Below are 18,868 nucleotides of genomic sequence, written 5' to 3'. Positions count from 1 at the left end.
TTACTCGCATGCTGGTGCGGGCCAATTCTGCGTGTTCGGCAAACGCTCAATGATCGTCCGCGACGCGGCACGCGTGATCGAGCAGCCCTTCGGCCGTGCCGCTGCCGCCTTCGATGTCGATGCCGCTGTTGACGATCAGCCAGCCATCCCGAGCCGCGGACGGGCCCGCGCCGGTAACCAGGATGGTTTGCGTGGCCATCGTCGCCGGATCAGGATTGTCGCGGGCGACGATCCGGAACGGGTTGTCGGCGCCGCTCAGCGAGTTCACCCGCATGATCCTGTAGCGCTCGCCATCGAGCGTCTGCCAACGCCACTCGCCGGGCGTGTCGTGAGCGTGATCGGCGAGCGCGGCGCTGACTTCACGCCGCATGCAATCGATGTGGATATGCAGCTGGTTTTGCGAGCGACGAGATTCGGAGTTGATTTCGAGGCCGAGCTGATCGTCGGGCAACTCGCGTTTGACCGCTTGCTGCACGTAATGACGCGAATCCCACGCGTCACGCCAGTAGTCCTTCGCATCGGGCGCGACGATCAGCGGACTTTCGATGCCGGTGATGCGATCGGTCGGCATCAGCAGAAACTGCGAGCGGCCGAGAATGTCCTTCAGGACGACGTAGCGTTTGTCGAGATCGACGACCGTGCATTGACCCGGTGTGCCCGTTGCCTGCTGCGACGGCACGCAGCGGATGTCGACGATCTTCCACAGCGCGTTGGAATCGACCGTCGCGAGGCGCGCGCAGGCGCTGGCGGCGAAAGCGACCGCGAGCACGGCGCTCAAGTGAACGACGCGGCGTACGAGGCCGTGAGATGAGAGGGCGGTGGCGGGGTTCGTCATCGTCGCTTAGGGGGAGGTTCGGGCGGGCAAAGCGTCGGAATGCGGGCTGCAACGCGCAGGCATTAAAGCACAAACCTGATAGCGCGCACGTGAAACACGGGCTTCAAAGCACCGGCGCGGGCAACGTTCCCAGTACCTGTTCGAACGCGACACCGATGGCCAGCAGGCGCCTGTCCGAGCCGAGCGGTCCATCGAGTTCGAGGCCGACCGGCAGCCCGCTCGCGCTGATACCCGCCGGCAGCGACAGCCCCGGAATGCCGGATGTGCTGGCCGGGTCGGTATTACGCAGGAACGCTTCCATCGTATCGATTGGTGGACCGCCGTCGATCGTGACCGTCGACGAACCGTTCAGATCGTCGATCGGTACCGCGACGAGCCGCGTCGTCGGAAACAGCAACGCGTCGAGACCGGCATTCGCGAACGTCGCGGCGACGTAGTTCCGCAGCCGCGGTCGCCAGTAGTTGAGCGCCGCCGAGTAGTGCGAGCCGAGCACGTCGGCGAGCACGTCGTCGTAGATCGCGCGCACATCCGGGCTCGCGATGCGCACGGCCAGTGCGGCGACGGTTTGCACCGGCGCCCGATTCGCGACCAACCACGCGAGCACGTCGTCGCGCGCTTCGTGAATGGCGAGCGGAGCGCCGACCATCCCGTTCAGATACTCCAACTCATTCATCGCGACCGGCACGAACGTGACGCCCGCCGCTTCGAGCTTTTGCAGTGCGGCGCGCGCGACGTCCTCGACCTGTCGCTCGAGAGCATCCCACAGCGGCGCGGGCAAGCCGATGCGCAAGCCATCGAGCGCAATCGCAGGCAACGCGCCGTCGCCGGTGATCACGCCGTCGAGCAGCGCCAGGTCGGCGACGCTGCGTGCCATCGGCCCGACGGTGTCGCGCGTATGGCTGATCGGCACCACCGCGTTGGGGTCGTGATAGCGCCGCTCGGCACCGCCATTGCCGACTGATGGACGCAAGCCCGCGGTGCCGGTCAGCGCGGCCGGGATGCGGGTCGAGCCGCCGGTGTCGGTGCCGAGTCCGGCGGGCGCGATGCGCGCGGCGATCGCCACCGCGGTGCCGCCCGACGAGCCGCCCGGTATCAGCGACGGATCGTACGGATTGCGCACCGGCCCCGCGTGCGCGGACAGGTTGGTACTCGTGATGCCGAACGCGAGTTCGTGCATGTTGGCCTTGCCGAGCACGATCGCGCCCGCGTCGAGGAGGCGTTGCACCGATGGGGCGTTGGTGTTCGGCACGAAGCCCGCGAGCGCGGGCGTGCCGGCCGTCGTCGGCAGACCTGCGGTGTTGATGTTGTCCTTGACGACGATCGGCAAACCGGCGAGCGGCAGACGTGCCCGCTCAGTCGGCGGCAATGCGTCGATGCGCTGCGCCGCGGCGAGCGCGCCGTGGAAGTCGAGCGTGGTGAGCGCATTCAGGTGCGTGAGCGCGGCGGCGCGCGCGAGCAGGGTGGCGACGTAGTCGGCGGCTTTGAGGCGGCCCGATTGCAGCGCCTCGACCGCTTGTGTCGCGCTGAGCGCGAGCTGTGCGTCGACGGTCCATGTCATGACCGGCGTCTCCGTATCGATGGGTGCGTCGCGGGCGGCGCGAGTTTCGACTGCATCCGTCGAAGTAGCGGACAGGTCACGCGGGCAGACAGCGAACGCAAGGGTTCACCTATTCTGGCACATCCGCCTGAAACCCGATGCCGGGCGATGCGCAACGCTTGTCGTGCTCGCTGTCATCGACATCGATGCGCTCCGGGATCGCCTTATTGGTGATTATCGATCCACATACGCCCCCAGTCCGACGCGTAGGCGAGCGCATGCTCTTCGTCGAAGAAGTAGTCGAGCGCGTCGAACGAATAAGCCTTGCGCGTATTCTCGTCGCGCTGCTCGATCGTCAGATTGGCGGCGAATAATCCGTTGGGGAGCAGTTGCGTTGCCGCTTCGACCTCGTAGCCCTTGTAGCGGATGTGTGAGTTCATGATCTTGACTTGTCTGTGTGCCCGCGAATGTCGTGCGGAATACCAATGCGTGCGGCGCGGCCCTGTCGTTGCCATAGGTGAGTGAAGCGGCGGGCAGGTCAAGCGTAGGGCGCGCTCTGCAGCGGTTGAACCAATCTTTCGTCGAAAGCAAACCAGCGCGGGGCCGCAGTGGTAATCAGAAGCCCGGATTGGATCGAAGTCGCTGTGTCCGGTGACTCTATTCGCGTGGAGGCGCGGTGTCTGTTATGTGGCGCACGGTCGCTCGGCGCAAAGCGTGGCGCCGCGCGCGATTGCGGCGGCGTCACGGTGCCCGGGGAGTATTCAGACCGCGTGCAGGACGCGCGCGGGACGACCGTCAGCGGCGATGGAGGTGGCGGGGCTCGGTGCGCCGGCCAGGCTCGCAGTCGCATGGCTCGACGCGGCGGGCGTGCCGTGCGCACGCTGTGCGTTGAACGCGAGCGCGAACTGCGCGGCCTGCTGGCCGACGGTCGCGAGTTGCTCGATCACCTTCGGATCGGAGCAGCTGTCCGCGCTATCGAAGCGCGTCTCCAGCGTGTTGATGCCGGCACCGAATGGCGTCGGCCAGCCACGCAGTGCATGCACGATCGAGCGAAGCGACGTCAGCACGGACCCCGCCGCCTGCCAGCCGTAGGCGGTGACGATGCAGCCCACCGCGCGGCCATCCAGATACGGGCGCTCATCGGCGCGCAATTCCTCGAGCGTGTCGAGTGCGTTTTTCACGAGCCCGGACACGCCGCCGTGATAGCCGGGTGTCGCGATGATCACCGCGTCCGCTCGACGCACCGCCTCGATCAGCTCGAGTTGTTCGTCGGTGCGGGCCGGCTGTTCTGGCGCATAGTGTGGCAGGCTATGCAGAAAGGTGCCGCCGAACAGGCGGGTATGGGCGCCCGCGGCTTCGGCGCCGCGCAACGCGAAGGCGAGCGCGCGCTCGGTCGACGAGGCCGCGCGCGTCGTACCGCCAATACCGACGACGAGCGGCGGGCGGAAATGATCGGATCTGCTCAACGAAATGCTCCTTCGATTGCGGTTCACGGTGCGGTTTATGCGGAACTCATGCAGCGCTAGCAACGCACGTGCATGGCCGCGAACGGACCGGCCGGAGCGAACCGGACTTTGAAGCGTCATCTTAATGAGCGGCCGCCGCGCGGCTAAGGACTTTTTGTTCTAACGATATAACCATGCATGAGCAGGTCGCCGAGCCGCTTTGCAATGCACGTGAGCGCGCGGCCGATAAGCATATGGCGAACCGTTGGTTGGGCGCGTGCGGGTCTGACGATAAGATGGGCTCGTCTCCTCCATGACGTCTCCTTAGACATGGGACTCGGTCTCGCTACGCAAGTGGTGGGGCCTTTTTTTCGTGGGCCGTTGGAGAACGATCTGCCGCCGTGCCATCGCGGCAATGCCGGCATGCGCGTGCTTGCGTCGAGGCCGGGTCACGATGACGCCGCTTTTAGCATGCTACGATGCCCGCAGTGATTTTTCGCGAGATCGAGTCCAGCATGGCAACCCTGTATGAGACGCTCGGCGTGCCCGCGCACGCCACCGACGACGAAATCAAGCGGGCCTACCGGAAAGCCGCGATGAAGTGGCATCCGGACCGCAACCACGGTGCCGAGGACGTGGCGCGCGCGGCGTTCCAGGAAATCAAGGACGCGTACGCGATCCTGTCCGATGCCGAGCAGCGCAACGTCTACGACGCGGTCTACACCGAGCAGATGCGCGAGTGGGAGGCGCAGCACACGCGTCGGCAACGCGCGCAGGCGAAGCGCGAGGCAGCGGCGCGCGCGGCCGACGAAGCCGCGTATGCCGAGATGGTGTCGATCGCGATCCGCTTCGCCGACCAGGGCCACAATCGCGACGTGCTGTTCGGCGTGCTGCTCGGGCGGCAATGCGAACCGCAGCGCGCCGCGCAGATCGCCGACAGCGTCGCGGCGTTGCAGGCCGCGCGCCGCGACGAGGCGGACGCCGCGCAAAACGCCCAGCGCGCGGGAAAGACCGCGAAGAGCGCGCAAGCGGCGCAAGCCGAGGCGTCCGAGCCCGAACTGGCGGACCGCGCGCAAGACACCGGCGCGGCCTCGCAAACCGCCCCTCACGACACGCAGCCTTCCAGACGCGAGAACCATGCGAAGCGCGACGAAACCGTCAGCGACATGCATCCGGCCGGCGCGCTCGGCAACCTGTGGTTTCAGTTCCTCAACAGCCTGAAGTTCTGACCCGCCGCCGACGGCGACCGGGCCAGGCCCATCGTGCCGGACCGGCGGGCCGGCGGCAGCGTCGGTTGATCTGGCAAATATTGACAGGGTGCTGAAACAGTGGGCCGGACACTGGTACACTGCCGATCGTTCGCAAAGTTGTGCTCTGTGCCCGTGAGTCGAGATACCTGGTGCGAATCCCGAGGCGCAAATAATAAAGACGCCGTTGTGTCACGGGGGCGCAAGACTGGAGCGGCACAATTCCGCCCAGAGGCCAATAAAAAACATCGGTACGGGGTAAGCGTGTCCAGAAAATATAAGGTGTTGTTTCTCTGCCGCGATAATTCGATCCGCAGCATCATTGCCGAAGCTTTACTGCGCGAACTGGCGGGGCACCGGTTCGACGCGTTCAGCGCGGGCCCTGAACCGGCCGCGCGCCTTCATCCACTCGCGGTCGCGCAATTGCGGCCCGGCATTTCCGGGCGCGCGGTGCTGAGCCCTAAAAGCTGGCTCGAATTCACCGGCGAATGGGCGCCGCGCATGGACATCGTGATCGCGCTCGACGAATTCGTCGGCGGACTGCACGCGCCGGTATTTCCCGGCGCACCGGCGTTCGTCTATTGGACCATTACCGATCCGCTCGTGGGCGGCCACGGGTCCGCTGACGAGCAGGCCTGTCTTTTCGACAAGACCTTCTGGCAGATCGTCCGGCAGGTCAGCGCGCTTATCGAGCTGCCGCAATATGCGCAGCCTGCCTCGAATCACGCGAATCTCGTCGATGCGGCGAATGCCGCCAATGCGGGGAATACGGTGAATGCCGTCAATGTGGCAAGCGGTGGCGCAAAACCGGTGCGTGGCACGGCGGTTCGTTTCGAAGCCGCAGCCATTGTGCCCGCGCCTTCGAGCGCGGCGGCCTGCACCTAGCGGTTATTCGGGCGCCCGAGCCGCGTGCCGGCGAACGGGTCATTCGACCAGTCCACCTGTTTTTTCGGTTGGGGCGCGGGCGCCGGTTTTGTGGCCAATTCGAAATGCTCAATGCTCTGGCCGGCACTAATAGCCTGCTTCAACCATTGCGGCATTTCGCCATTGCCGTCCCAGCTGTCTCCGGTCGCATTGCGATAGCGCTCAGCCTTTTTGGCCAATGACTCGGTCGCCAGCGCTGCGGCAAGGTCTTCTGGTCTGATACCAAACTCTTCCATACGATGGCGGAGATAGGCAATCATGCTATCTCGCTTCCTTTCGTCCATAGGATATTCGTCCTTCTAAAACGTGCAGCGTGCTGTCGAAGACAGATTGCGGGGAAAAAGCTGCGAAGCGTCGAGCCCCACTGAATGGGGCCGCCCCGCGGTGGGGTTGTCGATTGACGGAAATGCCATGTGCCGGGTTAAAAAACGTTGCTCCCTGAATTGCAATACGGCCTCGGACAAAGACGGCCGCTGGAACAACCGACCCTCGAACCGAGAGTCTCGATCAGCAAATATTTCAGCATGTCGCAACGCGACGAACGAGGCCGGTAAGCCTGACGTTCGCTATGAAAAACTCTGTGTCTCGATGCAATGATTGCGAATGGATGGAGTCATTCCACGCTGTCCGTCTTTCACCGGACTTTCGTCGATGTGCGGGTTCGCTTTTTGTGCGTTGTAGCAACATGATAGCGCAATGCGCGAGCAAAGCACGCTTAGTTCACGTTGAATTTGTCGGTGAATGCGGTTTATCGAACGGTGTGGACGATTGGCGACACTGCTGGATGCTCCTGGATTGAATTCCGGGGTGCGCGAACTATAAAAGAAGGACGACAAGCTGCGAATGCAGACTTACAGCCGCCTTGTGCGCGCCGATTCCGCCGACGCTCGGGAACGCGTCGAGTATCGGTTGCAAGCGCGGTAATTCTTCATCTGTTTAGTTCGGTGACCCGTCGCAGCAGTAGCGCATTGGCATCGCTCCGTTCCTCGGCCCGATTGGGCAGGTTGGCTGTTCGCGGATCAATTCTTGTGGAGGACGAACACTGCTGCGCCGGATTCGAGGAGTCCGGAAATGAGAGTACGTATATTGATGATTGCCGCGACCGCCGTTCTGTTTCTCGCGCCGAGAACGGCCATCGCCGAGGAGTTGAGCGGCCAGGCGGAGCACGCCGTGTCGGGTCGCGCGATGATGGAGCACGATGCGGACGAATCGGCGCAGGCGACGACCGACATGTCGTTCGGTCAGAACTGGGACCCGCGTGAGCAGGGCATACGCAACGCGTCGTATGGTGGTGTTCCGGCGGGCGAGTCGCAAGCGGGAGGCCGGCGCAGCCAGTCATGCTCGTTCAGCACGGAGTGCAAGACTTATTTCGGTCAATGACCAGAGTTCGCGAGCGGCAGCGGGGCGCCAGGAACGACCCCGGATCGCGAGGCAACGAACAGGTGCCGAGCGCTGCCGCCGCCGCCTTTCACGCGCTTGATCGCAAGCGCATGCCATTTCACGCGGATGCCAATTCCCGCTGGGCATCAGCGCAGCGCTCGCCGAGGCGAGCGACGATATCGTCGACGCCGCGCGCCGCGTCGTTCTCCGCCGCTTCGTAGTAGCCGCGGAACTCCTCGAGCAGAGCGCGCCATGACCCATGCCAGCGCGTTTCTCTTAGACAGGCGCCGGACGAATCGGCAATACGCAACACGCCGTTGTCCGGATAGAACGTCAGCGTGACGAGGAGGCCGTCGATGACGCAGGCGGCGGTGCAGGGGCGAGTCGTGACCATGTGTGGTGTCCTTCGATAAACAATGTGTGTGCGTTAGACGGTGACGCGAACTTCAGCAAACGCTGTGCCTGTGATGCCCACATGACCGTGGCCATCGGCTCAAACGTCTTTTTCGTTGCCTTGACGGCAAAATTCGCTCGATCAATAACCCGTGTTCGCAGTATTCCAATGATTGACGACAATTTTTTGTATTGTCGCGCAGCGATGCGTAATCGCTTCAGTATCATCCATTAAGGGTTTGTGCGGAGTCGTTCGGCGATTGCCGATCTGCCGCGCGCCCACCGCTTTTCAATGCATATCGAATGCGCCGATTCGACGGTTGTCAGGCAACCGGACAGAGTCAGAGCGAGGACGGCGTCGCCGGGCATCTGAGCTCAGCGAATTGCAGCGATCATATTTTTATGGCAAATGAATCGCCCACCGTCATAAAAGATTTGACGCGGCAAACCCGATTAATCGGGAATGGCGATGCGCAGCCACTTGCCTTGCCATTCCTTTGCGCGTTTGCTAGCATCCCCGAAACCGTTTGAAATAGTCATAACGTTCGGCAATTTCCGGACCCGCTCACGTTGGGTCGCCCGGTAGTCCATCTCGTTGCGAGGAATATGTTATGGCTAGCTCTCTACCCCTGCGCTGACGCTCGTGGGAACGCATGTGCAAAGCCGCGCGGCTCCTTGCGCACGCTCATCCGCCACGACTCCGCATACCGATTGCATCGCATGGAGAAGCACGCGCTTTTCGCGATCAGCTCTCCGGGACAAATCGACGCATTAGAAAGGAACCGCCATTGGTTTCAGAAAGCGTAACCCCGTCCGATAAAAGCGATTAATAGTCCGTTTTTCTTTTTATTCGAAGCGACTGCACTGCCGGTGCTAAGCGTAGTACGCGATCTGCGACAAAACATTTGCCGTAACATCGACGCAATCAAAAGGAGCATTTCATGGCTTGTAATTCAACGGACTCCGGGCTCATGCAGGTGAAGGCGATCGCGGTTGCGTTGGTGGTTTGCGTCGCCGCGGCGGGTCCTGCGCTGGCACAGGACAACGCGGCCGCGTCCGCGCCGGAACAGCGGGCAATTGGCGCCGCCGCGCTGCTGCACGTTCAGGCGCGCGTCGTCGCGATCGATCCCGCGACGAACAGCGTGACGCTGCGCGGCCCGCAAGGCGGCGAGGAAACTTTCGACGTGAATCCGCAAGCCGCCGACGTCAGCAAGCTGCATGTCGGCGACGTCGTGACGATTGCGTACAAGAAGGCGGTGCTGGTCGGCGTCGACAAGCTCGCGCCGAACGGAATCCGCCAGCGCATCGATACCGAAGTCACGCAGCCCGCGGCCAACGGTGTCGTTGCATCGGCGCGGCGCATCGAGGTCGTCGCGACGGTGCGCAAGATCGATCGCAAGAAGCGCACGATCACGCTGCGCGGGCCGTCGCGCACGGAAACGCTCGACGTGGCGCCGGACATTGCGCTCGAGAAACTGAAGGTCGGCGATTCGGTGCGCGCGGTGTTCGTCTCGGCCATCGCGGCGTCGGTGTCGCGCAATGGCGCGGACGTCAAATAACGGCGATCGAGAAGGCTTAAATAAACTACGCTGAAGCGTATAGAGATTGCACGGCGTAGAACCGCAACTGGCGGTTCGATGTCGCGCGCCGGCCATTGCGGCTCAGGTTTCACGATGGTCATCGCGTCGCGCGCGAAGGAGCGGGGAATGGAACAGAGCGAAACGGAAACCACTGCCGAATCGGAGCGCAAACGGCTGGTCCGCAGCAAGATACACGTGGGCCTCGCGGCGCTCGGCACGTTATCGTCGGTGTTCGGGATCGGCATAGCGCTCATCGGCGGGATCAACTTCGACCAGACCAAGGTGCTGCTCGGCGTCGGCATCATCGTCGTGTCGACCATTCTGTATGTCTCGATGCTTTTCGTCGCTGCCGATGATTAGCCGCTTCGCTTCCCTTTAGCGCTCGCTCCCGCTGCCGATCCACTTTTGCTATCGCCCCCTCCAATAGTCGAATTGTTGGCGCATCGCACCGCCCGTATATTGACCGCAGCGATATACAACAACTCGATGGCACGCCGCACGGCGGCCTACAGGAGCACAGCAATGAATCGGATCGATCTGGAGGGGCGCACGGTCGTCATCACCGGCGGCGCGCGTGGCATCGGCTACGCGGTCGCGCAGCGGGCGTTGCGCTCGGGCGCGTCGGTCGCGTTGTGGGACGTCGATAGCGAACGGCTCGCGCGCAGCCAGCGCGAGCTGAGCGAACTCGGCAAGGTCAGCGCCATCACGGTCGAGCTGACCGACGACGCCGCGGTTCAGCAGGCCACCGCGCAAACGGTCGCCGGGCACGGCTCGATCGACGTGCTGATCAACTGCGCGGGCATCACCGGCGGCAACGGCACGACCTGGGAGCTTGCGCCCGACATGTGGCGCCGCGTGATCGACGTGAATCTGATCGGCCCGTACCTGACCTGCCGCGCGGTCGTGCCGCAGATGCTGAAGCAGGGCTACGGCCGCATCGTCAATATCGCGTCGGTGGCCGGAAAGGAGGGCAATCCGAATGCTTCGCACTACAGCGCATCGAAAGCGGGGTTGATCGGGCTCACCAAGTCGCTCGGCAAGGAACTCGCGACCAGAAACATCCTCGTCAATGCGGTCACGCCGGCCGCGGCCAAGACCGAAATCTTCGATTCGATGTCGCAGCAGCACATCGACTACATGCTGTCGAAGATTCCGATGAACCGTTTCCTGCTGCCGGAAGAAGCGGCGTCGCTGATCCTGTGGCTGTCTTCCGAAGACTGCGCGTTCAGCACCGGCTCGGTATTCGACCTGTCGGGCGGCCGCGCCACCTATTGAGCGTGCTGCTCGCGCATTGCTCACGCATTGCTCGCGCATTGCTCACGCAGTGCTCACGCAGTGCTCACGTCCGGCAGCGTATTGCACACGCGTCGAACGCGCGTTGTCGAGCCGCTTCCACGCCTCTCTCACGGAGCCCTTTCATGGCCATGCCTACCATCCGGCACGTGCGTGCCTTCATCGTTCGCGGCGGCGGCGCGGACTATCACGACCAGGCCGGCGGACACTGGATCGACGATCACATCGCGACGCCGATGGCGCGTTATCCCGAGTACCGCCAGAGCCGCCAGTCGTTCGGCATCAATGTGCTCGGCACGCTGGTCGTCGAGATCGAAGCGAGCGACGGCACCGTGGGCTTCGCGGTGACGACCGGCGGCGAGATCGGCGCGTTCATCGTCGAGAAGCATCTCGCGCGTTTTCTCGAAGGGCAACTGGTGACCGACATCGAGAAGATGTGGGATCAGATGTACTTCGCGACGCTGTACTACGGGCGCAAGGGCGTCGTGCTGAACACGATCTCCGGTGTCGATCTCGCGCTGTGGGATCTGCTCGCGAAGGTTCGCAAGGAGCCCGTGTATCAGCTATTGGGCGGCCCGGTGCGCGACGAGCTGGTGTTCTATGCGACCGGCGCGCGGCCCGATCTCGCGAAGGAGATGGGCTTCATCGGCGGCAAGCTGCCGTTGCAGCATGGTCCCGCGGAAGGCGAAGACGGACTCAGGCAAAACCTCGACAAGCTCGCCGACATGCGCTCGCGCGTCGGCGACGACTTCTGGCTGATGTACGACTGCTGGATGAGCCTCGACCTGCGCTACGCGACGCGGCTCGCGCAAGGCGCGCACGAATACGGCCTCAAATGGGTCGAGGAATGTCTTCCTCCCGACGATTACTGGGGTTACGCCGAACTGCGCCGCAACGTGCCACGCGGCATGATGGTGTCGACCGGCGAGCACGAGGCGACGCGCTGGGGCTTCCGGATGCTGCTGGAGATGCAGTGCTGCGATCTGATCCAGCCCGACGTCGGCTGGTGCGGCGGCATCACCGAGCTGATCAAGATTTCCGCGCTCGCCGATGCGCACAACGTGATGGTGGTGCCGCATGGGTCGTCGGTGTACAGCTATCACTTCGTCGTTACGCGCCATAACTCGCCGTTCTCCGAGTTTCTGATGATGGCGCCGAAAGCCGACGAAGTCGTGCCGATGTTCCACCCGCTGCTGCTCGACGAGCCGGTGCCGGTGAACGGGCGCATGAAGGTGCCGGACACGCCGGGCTTTGGCGTGCGGCTCAATCCGGAATGCGCGCTGGTGCGGCCCTATCAGCATTGAACGTGTCGAACGTTTTGAACCTGTGCCGATCGGCGGATCGCCGCAAAGGAGATTAGGGTGCTGCTCAAGGACAAAGTCGTGATCGTCACCGGCGGCTCGCGCGGCATCGGACGCGCGATCGCGGTGGCCTGCGCGCGCGAAGGCGCGGACGTGGCGATCAACTACTGGGGCGACAACGACGCATCGTATGGCCGGCGCTCGGCGGTCGAGGAAGTCGTCGGCGAAATCGAGGCGTTGGGGCGGCGCGTGATCGCGGTGGAAGGCAACGTCGCGGCGCGCGACACCGGCCAGGAGCTGGTGCGACGGACGCTCGACGCGTTCGGCAAGCTCGACGTGCTCGCGAGCAATGCCGGCATCTGCCCGTTTCACGCTTTTCTCGACATGCCGGCGGACGTGCTCGAATCGACGGTCGCGGTCAATCTGAACGGCGCGTTCTTCGTGACACAGGCTGCCGCGCAGCAGATGAAAAAGCAGGGCACCGGCGGCGCGATCGTCGCGACGAGTTCGATCAGCGCGTTGGTGGGCGGCGGCATGCAAACGCATTACACGCCGACCAAGGCCGGCGTGCATTCGCTGATGCAGTCGTGCGCGATCGCGTTGGGGCCGTTCGGCATCCGCTGCAACTCTGTCATGCCGGGCACGATCGCGACCGATCTGAACGCCGAAGATCTCGCCGACGAAGCGAAGAAGGCCTACTTCGAAAAGCGCATTCCGCTCGGCCGCCTCGGGCGTCCCGACGACGTCGCCGATTGCGTCGTGTTTCTCGCCTCGGACCGCGCGCGCTATGTGACGGGCGCCGCGCTGCTCGTCGACGGCGGGCTGTTCGTGAACCTGCAATAGGCGACGCGCGATGCGGGCGTCAATTGACCGTGACGGGCGTAGTCGGCGTGCCGGGTGCGGCGGCCGGATCGTCGCGCGCGAGGTCGCGCGAGAAGCCGCGCAGCAGTTCGATGAAGCGCAGCGCCGGCTCGGCGAGCTGCTCTTCCTTGCGCGTGAGAATGCCGAAACCGGCGAGACTCTTGCCGATTTCGAGTGGCAGCGCGACCAGCAGCCCGCCGCGCACATGATCGCGCACGACCGACTCCGGCAGCATCGCGACCGCATCGTAATTCTCGAGCAATTGCAGCGTCGCGAAGATCGACGCGCATTCGGTCAGATTGACTGGCGTGGCGAGCCCGGCACGCGCGAGTTCTTCCTCGAACAGCACGCGCGCCGGACTCGTGACGGGTTGCGCAACCCACGGCCATGCGACCAGTTCGCGCAACGTGATGCGCGTGCGCCGCGCGAGCGGATGCACGGCGCGCACGACGAGCAGCAGCGTTTCGCGCGCGAGCGGCTCGAAGCTGAAGTCGTTGTGCTGCAGAGGGTTGGTCAGGCGCCCCAGCGCGAGATCGACCTCGCGCCGATGCAGCAATTGCACGACCTGATCGCTTGTTTCACCGAGGATGCGCACGCTGAGCAGCGGGCTTTCGGTCTTCAGCGCGGCGACCGACATCGCCAGCAGATCGGGCGCGGCGCCCATGATCGCGCCGACGGTCAACTGGCCGTGACCGCCGCGGCGTTTGACATCGAGGTCTTCGGCGAAGCGTGTGAGTTCGGCGAGCGCGCGGCGCGCGTATGCGAGCGTGACGACGCCGAGCGGCGTCGGCGTCATGCCGCGCGCGTTGCGCTCGAACAGCAGGAAGCCGAACGCTTCCTCGATGTCGCCGAGCATGCGGCTCGCGCTCGGTTGCGCGACGTTGACGGTCTCGGCGGCCTGATGCAGGTTGCGGGTGTCGTCGAGTGCGACGAGCAGGGCGAGATGCTTGAACTTGAGACGATTGACGAGTGCGACGGCGGCTGAATGTTGGCTCATGGTGCCAGTAGGAGTGCCCGTGCGATTCGGTTTGTGGATCGACCAATCCCAACAACGGATTGAGAGGCTATCGATGCAGGAATTATAGTCGTCCGAAGAGGTCGACAGGAGACAGGCCGCCATGGAGACAATCGCTTTTCGGATGGTGCTGAACCCCGGCATGCGCGAAGAATACGAACGGCGTCATACGCAGATCTGGCCCGAGCTCGTTGACGCGCTGCACAACGCCGGCGTGCGCGACTACCGGATTTTCTTCGACCCCGACACGCATCATCTTTTCGCGGTGCTCTCGCGCACCAGCGATCACACGATGGACCAGTTGCCGCAACTCGACGTGATGCGCAAATGGTGGGATTACATGGCCGACATCATGCAGACCGCGCCCGATCACACGCCGCTGTCGCAGACGCTCGAACCGGTCTTTCGTCTCAGTCATTGAGTCGCGCTGAACCCAGTTGAACCCCGCAACGACGCACGAACCTCGAAACGCTTTTCACCGGACGAAGGTGCCGCATGCAGGTTGTCGATTCGCATATCCATCTGTGGGATCTGAAGACGCATCGCTATCCGTGGCTGGAGAACCCGGGCGTGTCGTTCGTCGGCGATGCGCGCGATCTGAAGCACGACTATCTGCTCGACGATCTGCTCGGTGAAGCGGGCGACGTCGACGTGCTGAAGCTCGTGCACGTCGAAGCGAATCACGATCCGGCCGATCCCGTCGAGGAAACGCGCTGGTTGCAGTCGATCGCGGATCGCGACGCCTCGCGCGGCATGCCGAATGCGATCGTCGCCGCCGTGGACCTGTCCGCGCAAAATGCGCCCGAGTTGCTCGAAGCGCATGCGTCGTTCGCGAATACGCGCGGCATCCGGCAGATTCTCAACGTGCACGACAACAAACTGTTCGATTACGTCGGCCGTCATTACATGCGCGAGCCGCGGTGGCGCGAGCATTTCGCGTTGCTGCGCCGTTACGACCTGTCGTTCGATCTGCAACTGTATCCGTCGCAAATGGAGGAGGCGGCCGCCTTGGCGCGTGCGCATGCGGACACGCTTCTGGTCGTCAATCATGCGGGCATGTTCGTCGATCGCAATAGCGTGGCCGGTTACCGCGCGTGGCGCGAAGGCATGCGCCTGCTGGCAGCGTGTCCGAACGTCGCGGTGAAGATCAGCGGGCTGGCGATGTTCGATCATCACTGGAGCGTCGAAAGCCTGCGGCCTTATGTGCTCGAAACGATCGATACGTTCGGCGTCGAACGTGCGATGTTCGCGTCGAATTTTCCCGTCGACCGGCTATTTGGTTCGTATACGGATTTGTGGCGCGCGTATGCGGCGATCGTTGGCGATGCGAGCGAGGCTGAGAAGGACGCGCTGTTTCGACGCAACGCGCAACGGTACTACCGGATTTGACGCGCGGCGCGTCGAAGAGAAGACAGCCGCAAAAAAGGAGACACGCAGTGCAGCCATCCCCTTCCACGGTGCCGCGACTCGAATTGCGGCACGCGAGCAAATCCTTCGGCCGGGTGCGCGCGCTGTCCGACGGCGACCTCGTGCTGTGGCCCGGCGAGGTGCATGCGCTGCTCGGCGAGAACGGCGCGGGCAAATCGACGCTCGTGAAAATTCTCGCCGGGGTGCATCAGCCCGACGCCGGCGAGCTTCTGGTGAACGGCGAGCCACGTCGCTTCGCGACGCCGGCCGAAGCGCGCGACGCCGGGCTCGCGGTCATCTATCAGGAGCCGACGCTGTTCTTCGATCTGTCGATCGCGGAGAACATCTTCATGGGCCGGCAGCCGGTCGACCGCTTCGGCCGCATCCAGTACGACGCGATGCATCGCGAAGTGGACGGACTGCTCGCGTCGCTCGGCGTCGAGTTGCGCGCGGATCAACTGGTGCGTGGTCTGTCGATCGCGGATCAGCAGGTGATCGAAATCGCGAAGGCGTTGTCGCTGAACGCGAGCGTGCTGATCATGGATGAACCGACGGCCGCATTGTCGCTGCCCGAAGTCGAGCGGCTCTTCGCGATCGTGCGCAAGCTGCGCGAACGCGACGTCGCGATTTTGTTCATCACGCACCGGCTCGACGAAGTATTCGCGCTGACGCAGCGCGTGACGATCATGCGCGACGGCGCGACAGTCTTCGACGCGCTGACCGCCGATCTGAGCACCGACGCGATCGTCGCCAAGATGGTCGGCCGCGATCTGCAAACGTTCTATCCGAAGGCCGATTGCACACCGGGCGACGTGCGTCTGTCGGTGCGCGGCTTGACGCGCATCGGCGTGTTCAAGGATGTCTCGTTCGACGTGCGCGCCGGCGAGATCGTCGCGCTCGCGGGCCTCGTCGGCGCGGGACGCAGCGAAGTCGCGCGGGCGATCTTCGGTATCGATCCGCTCGATTCGGGCGAAGTGTGGCTGACCGGTAAGCGGCTCGACACCGGCAAGCCCGCGGCCGCGGTGCGCGCCGGGCTCGCGCTGGTGCCGGAGGATCGCCGCCAGCAAGGGCTCGCGCTCGAACTGAGCATCGCGCGCAATGCGTCGATGACGGTGCTCGGACGGCTCGTCCGGCATGGGCTCATTTCGACGCGCAGCGAAACGCAGCTCGCCAACAAGTGGGGCACGCGTCTGCGCCTGAAGGCGAGCGACCCGGGGGCGCCGGTCGGTACGCTGTCGGGCGGCAACCAGCAGAAGGTGGTGCTCGGCAAGTGGCTCGCGACCGGCCCGAAAGTGCTGATCATCGACGAACCGACGCGCGGCATCGACGTTGGCGCGAAAGCCGAGGTGTATGGCGCGCTCGCCGAACTCGTGCGCGATGGCATGGCCGTGCTGATGATTTCGAGCGAGCTGCCCGAGGTGCTCGGTATGGCCGATCGTGTGCTCGTGATGCACGAAGGCCGCATCAGCGCGGAGCTCGCGCGCGCCGACGCGAACGAGGAGCGCATCATGGGCGCCGCGCTCGGTCAGGGACTTTCACCATTGGGACGTGCAGCATGATGCGCCATTCGACCCATCCCGCGCCGGTGCGGCAGTCGCTGCCGAAGCGTTCCGCCGCTTCATCGGGCAGCCTCGTCGCGAGCGTCGCGAAGAGCCGCGAAACCACGTTGTTCGTCGTGCTGATCCTGCTGATCGCGGGGACCGGGCTTGCGAAGCCGCAGTTCCTGAATCTGCAGAACCTGCGCGACGTGCTGCTGAACGTGTCGATCATCGGTCTGCTGACGGCCGGCATGACCGTCGTGATCCTGATGCGGCATATCGATCTGTCGGTCGGCTCGACGGTGGGTATCAGCGCGTACGCGGTGGGCAGCCTGTACGTTGCGTTCCCGCATATGCCGGTGCTCGTCGCGCTGGCCTCGGGGCTCGCGATCGGGCTCGTCGCGGGCGGCATCAATGCGCTGCTCGTCGCGGTGGGGCGCGTGCCTTCGCTCGTGGCGACGCTGTCGACGCTGTACATCTTTCGCGGCGCCGATTACGCATGGGTGCACGGCGGCCAGATCAACGCGACCAGTCTGCCCGACGCGTACTCGCGGCTCGCGACCGGCACGCTGCTCGGCATCCCGACGCTCGCGCTGATCGCGATCGTCGTACTCGCCGGCCTGTCGGTGTATCTGAAGCAGTTTCGCGGCGGTCGCGAGCACTATGCGATCGGCTCGAATCCGGAAGCCGCGCGGCTCGCGGGCGTGAACGTCGAGCGTCGCGTGATGTCGGGCTTTTTGTTGTCCGGTGCGATTGCGGGCTTTGCGGGCGCGTTGTGGCTCGCGCGCTTCGGCACCGTCGATGCCAGCACCGCGAAGGGCATCGAATTGCAGGTCGTCGCGGCGGCGGTGGTCGGCAGTGTCGCGATTACGGGCGGCGTCGGCACGATCCTCGGCGCGACGCTCGGTGCGCTCGTGCTCGGCGTGATCAGCATCGCGCTCGTCGTGCTGCACGTGTCGCCATTCTGGGAGCAGGCGATCCAGGGCGCGCTGATCGTCGCCGCGATCGCCGCCGATACGCTGCTGGCCCGCTCCGTCGCCAAACGCATGATGAGGAAACGCGATCATGGCTAAACCCGATTCCGCGCTGCTCACGCGCAAGCGCGAAACGCCGCTGCAATGGGAAGTGTTGCTGGTGATCGTGCTGATCGTGTCGCTGGTGTTGGGCCGCTGGCTGTCGCCGGTGTTTCTGACCGGCGCGAACCTGAGCAACGTATTCGCCGATCTGACCGAGATCGCGCTAATGGCGCTGCCGATGACGCTGATCATCGTCGCCGCCGAAATCGATCTGTCGGTCGCGTCGGTGCTGGGCGCGTCAAGCGCGCTGATGGGCGTGCTGTGGCACATGGGTCTGCCGATGCCGGTCGTGATCGTTGTGGTGCTGATCGGCGGCGCGCTGGCGGGCCTGCTGAACGGCCTCGTGATCGTCAAGCTGAACCTGCCGTCGCTCGCGGTCACGATCGGTACGCTCGCGCTGTTTCGCGGTCTCGCGTATGTGCTGCTCGGCGATCGGGCGGTCGCGGATTTTCCGGCCGCGTATACGGCGTTCGGCATGAACACGCTTGGCCCCACGTTCATTCCGTTGCCGTTCGTGATCGTGATCGCCGCCGCCGTGCTGTTCACGGTTCTGCTGCAAGCCACCGCGTTCGGCCGCAGTCTCTATGCGATCGGCGCGAATCCGACCGCCGCCGCGTTCTCCGGCATCGAGGTCGCGAAGATCCGCTTGCGCCTGTTCGTGTTGTCGGGTCTCGTCAGCGCGCTCGCGGGCATCGTCTATACGCTGCGCTTCACGAGCGCGCGCGGCGATAACGGCGAGGGCTTCGAGCTGTCGGTGATCGCCGCGGTGTTGTTCGGCGGCGTCAGCATTTTCGGCGGACGCGGCTCGATGGTCGGCGTGCTGCTGTCGCTGCTGATCATCGGCGTGCTCAAGAACGCGCTGACGCTCGACGACGTATCGAGCGAAACGCTGACCATCGTGACCGGCGTGCTGCTGCTCGCGTCGGTGCTGATTCCGAACCTCGTCGCGCGCTGGCGGGCGGCGCGCGACCGGCGTTTCATCGCGAAGTCCGCAGCCACGTCTTCTTCATCCGCAACCTAGCTTCCCCTCTCTGTC

The 18,868-nt window shown here is 64.2% G+C and carries 20 protein-coding genes; 13 read left to right on the top strand and 7 right to left on the bottom strand.

The genetic code is table 11. The features are described from left to right. Positions 1–46 precede the first annotated feature (46 nt). The 4 genes from HWY30_RS24380 to HWY30_RS24365 form a co-directional block, all read right to left on the bottom strand. Positions 47–835 carry a CDP-diacylglycerol diphosphatase gene (locus HWY30_RS24380; RefSeq protein ID WP_090806590.1) on the bottom strand — a complete coding sequence of 263 codons (789 nt, stop codon included), beginning with the start codon at positions 833–835 and terminating at the stop codon, positions 47–49. 103 nt (positions 836–938) lie between these two features. Next, positions 939–2,393: an indoleacetamide hydrolase gene (gene iaaH / locus HWY30_RS24375; protein WP_090806588.1), complete on the bottom strand. Its 1,455-nt coding sequence runs from the start codon at positions 2,391–2,393 to the stop codon at positions 939–941. A gap of 203 nt (positions 2,394–2,596) precedes the next feature. Next, on the bottom strand, positions 2,597–2,812 hold the full coding sequence (locus tag HWY30_RS24370) for a hypothetical protein (protein ID WP_008917353.1): 216 nt from the start codon (positions 2,810–2,812) through the stop codon (positions 2,597–2,599). A gap of 321 nt (positions 2,813–3,133) precedes the next feature. Continuing rightward, complete coding sequence (locus HWY30_RS24365; protein ID WP_425199397.1) at positions 3,134–3,958, bottom strand: NADPH-dependent FMN reductase; 825 nt, start codon at positions 3,956–3,958, stop codon at positions 3,134–3,136. Positions 3,959–4,332: 374 nt separating this feature from the next. On the opposite strand from HWY30_RS24365, the gene HWY30_RS24360 reads away from it, so the two are divergent. Both HWY30_RS24360 and HWY30_RS24355 read left to right on the top strand, forming a co-directional pair. Then, positions 4,333–5,046, top strand: a complete 714-nt coding sequence (locus HWY30_RS24360; protein ID WP_176078937.1) for a J domain-containing protein — start codon at positions 4,333–4,335, stop codon at positions 5,044–5,046. A 99-nt stretch (positions 5,047–5,145) separates the two neighbouring features. Then, entirely contained in the window at positions 5,146–5,949 is an 804-nt protein-coding gene (locus tag HWY30_RS24355) for an arsenate reductase/protein-tyrosine-phosphatase family protein (protein ID WP_244144981.1), read from the top strand. On the opposite strand, the gene HWY30_RS24350 is transcribed toward HWY30_RS24355, so the two are convergent. Then, positions 5,946–6,272: an H-NS histone family protein gene (locus HWY30_RS24350; RefSeq protein WP_090806580.1), complete on the bottom strand. Its 327-nt coding sequence runs from the start codon at positions 6,270–6,272 to the stop codon at positions 5,946–5,948. The genes HWY30_RS24355 and HWY30_RS24350 overlap by 4 nt on opposite strands. 787 nt (positions 6,273–7,059) lie before the next feature. On the opposite strand from HWY30_RS24350, the gene HWY30_RS24345 reads away from it, so the two are divergent. Beyond that, positions 7,060–7,368 carry a hypothetical protein gene (locus HWY30_RS24345; protein WP_167368698.1) on the top strand — a complete coding sequence of 103 codons (309 nt, stop codon included), beginning with the start codon at positions 7,060–7,062 and terminating at the stop codon, positions 7,366–7,368. A gap of 118 nt (positions 7,369–7,486) precedes the next feature. On the opposite strand, the gene HWY30_RS24340 is transcribed toward HWY30_RS24345, so the two are convergent. Further along, positions 7,487–7,762, bottom strand: coding sequence for a hypothetical protein (locus HWY30_RS24340; RefSeq protein WP_090806576.1), 276 nt, complete (start codon positions 7,760–7,762; stop codon positions 7,487–7,489). Positions 7,763–8,702: 940 nt separating this feature from the next. On the opposite strand from HWY30_RS24340, the gene HWY30_RS24335 reads away from it, so the two are divergent. The 5 genes from HWY30_RS24335 (at position 8,703) to HWY30_RS24315 (ending at position 12,778) form a co-directional block, all read left to right on the top strand. Next, positions 8,703–9,320: a copper-binding protein gene (locus HWY30_RS24335; RefSeq protein ID WP_090806574.1), complete on the top strand. Its 618-nt coding sequence runs from the start codon at positions 8,703–8,705 to the stop codon at positions 9,318–9,320. Between the two features lie 147 nt (positions 9,321–9,467). Then, positions 9,468–9,701, top strand: a complete 234-nt coding sequence (locus HWY30_RS24330; protein ID WP_090810146.1) for a hypothetical protein — start codon at positions 9,468–9,470, stop codon at positions 9,699–9,701. A 162-nt stretch (positions 9,702–9,863) separates the two neighbouring features. Beyond that, a complete protein-coding gene (locus HWY30_RS24325; protein WP_090810144.1) occupies positions 9,864–10,616 on the top strand; it encodes an SDR family NAD(P)-dependent oxidoreductase in 753 nt (250 codons plus the stop codon). Between the two features lie 143 nt (positions 10,617–10,759). Further along, positions 10,760–11,938: an L-rhamnonate dehydratase gene (gene rhmD, locus HWY30_RS24320; protein WP_090806572.1), complete on the top strand. Its 1,179-nt coding sequence runs from the start codon at positions 10,760–10,762 to the stop codon at positions 11,936–11,938. A gap of 57 nt (positions 11,939–11,995) precedes the next feature. Further along, positions 11,996–12,778, top strand: a complete 783-nt coding sequence (locus tag HWY30_RS24315) for an L-rhamnose 1-dehydrogenase Lra1 (RefSeq protein WP_090806570.1) — start codon at positions 11,996–11,998, stop codon at positions 12,776–12,778. Positions 12,779–12,797: 19 nt separating this feature from the next. Here HWY30_RS24315 and HWY30_RS24310 read toward each other — a convergent pair whose 3' ends face one another. Then, positions 12,798–13,793, bottom strand: a complete 996-nt coding sequence (locus HWY30_RS24310) for a LysR family transcriptional regulator (protein ID WP_090806568.1) — start codon at positions 13,791–13,793, stop codon at positions 12,798–12,800. Positions 13,794–13,914: 121 nt separating this feature from the next. Here HWY30_RS24310 and rhaM point away from each other — a divergent pair, with 121 nt between their 5' ends. The 5 genes from rhaM (at position 13,915) to HWY30_RS24285 (ending at position 18,853) form a co-directional block, all read left to right on the top strand. After that, complete coding sequence (rhaM, locus tag HWY30_RS24305) at positions 13,915–14,232, top strand: L-rhamnose mutarotase (RefSeq protein ID WP_090806566.1); 318 nt, start codon at positions 13,915–13,917, stop codon at positions 14,230–14,232. Positions 14,233–14,306: 74 nt separating this feature from the next. After that, positions 14,307–15,200, top strand: a complete 894-nt coding sequence (locus HWY30_RS24300) for an amidohydrolase family protein (protein ID WP_090806564.1) — start codon at positions 14,307–14,309, stop codon at positions 15,198–15,200. 47 nt (positions 15,201–15,247) lie between these two features. Further along, entirely contained in the window at positions 15,248–16,777 is a 1,530-nt protein-coding gene (locus tag HWY30_RS24295) for a sugar ABC transporter ATP-binding protein (protein WP_090806562.1), read from the top strand. Continuing rightward, entirely contained in the window at positions 16,774–17,829 is a 1,056-nt protein-coding gene (locus HWY30_RS24290) for an ABC transporter permease (RefSeq protein ID WP_090806560.1), read from the top strand. The genes HWY30_RS24295 and HWY30_RS24290 overlap by 4 nt, the downstream gene beginning before the upstream one ends. Continuing rightward, positions 17,822–18,853, top strand: coding sequence for an ABC transporter permease (locus HWY30_RS24285; RefSeq protein WP_090806558.1), 1,032 nt, complete (start codon positions 17,822–17,824; stop codon positions 18,851–18,853). The genes HWY30_RS24290 and HWY30_RS24285 overlap by 8 nt, the downstream gene beginning before the upstream one ends. Positions 18,854–18,868 lie beyond the last annotated feature (15 nt).

It is taken from the genome of Paraburkholderia tuberum STM678 (assembly GCF_902833905.1).
Lineage (GTDB): Bacteria > Pseudomonadota > Gammaproteobacteria > Burkholderiales > Burkholderiaceae > Paraburkholderia > Paraburkholderia tuberum.
Note: the sequence above shows the minus strand (reverse complement) of the source record. Positions and strands in the feature narration are given on the sequence as shown.